Source organism: Vibrio sp. 2132-1 (genome assembly GCF_033344315.1).
The window spans coordinates 1-533 of the sequence record NZ_JAWPON010000785.1 but is presented as its reverse complement, the minus strand read 5'-3'; the positions used below and the strand labels follow the sequence as shown (position 1 = coordinate 533).

Below are 533 nucleotides of genomic sequence, written 5' to 3'. Positions count from 1 at the left end.
GTCTCATAACATTCAATGTTTGTCTCTGCTTCATCGGCTAAAATCCTGAGCCCAATAAGGTTTATTAAGTCGAGATAAAACAAAACCAGAGCAATGCTCTGGTTTTGTAGAAATAAGATAACGACGTGTTAATGCACTTTTTACTTACTTCAAACTTGAGTAGTAAGCGGCAAGGTTTGCAATATCGTCATCAGAAAGCAGCGACGCCTGAGCCTGCATTACCGCAGCAAGACCACCGTTACGTTCTTTGTTTTTGTAAGCCTTGATTGAGCTCACGATGTACTGCTCGTTTTGCCCTTTCAAATTTGGGTAGCCTGGAATCGTTGCGTTACCGTCTGCGCCATGACATGCCGCACATACTGCAGCTTTAGCTTGTCCCGCAGCGGCATCACCCGCCAGAGCTTGGCCACTCAACATGGTTAGTGCAGCCACTGCACCGATCATTACTTTCTTCATTGCTTCACCTAATCGTTTTTTATTTGAGATAGTTATGGTCGATATTGTGACATGAATTACAAAGGCTTGCGCCAAAT

1 protein-coding gene is annotated in these 533 nt (G+C 44.1%); it reads right to left on the bottom strand.

Annotated features, from left to right (window positions below):
* Positions 1-144: 144 nt before the first annotated feature.
* Positions 145-456, bottom strand: a complete 312-nt coding sequence (locus R8N47_RS27990) for a c-type cytochrome (RefSeq protein ID WP_025508723.1) — start codon at positions 454-456, stop codon at positions 145-147.
* Positions 457-533: the final 77 nt, after the last annotated feature.

Bases quoted from the DNA above. Each gene is read 5' to 3' on its own strand.
- R8N47_RS27990 (WP_025508723.1), bottom strand. From the start codon at position 456: ATGAAGAAAGTAATGATCGGTGCAGTGGCTGCACTAACCATGTTGAGT.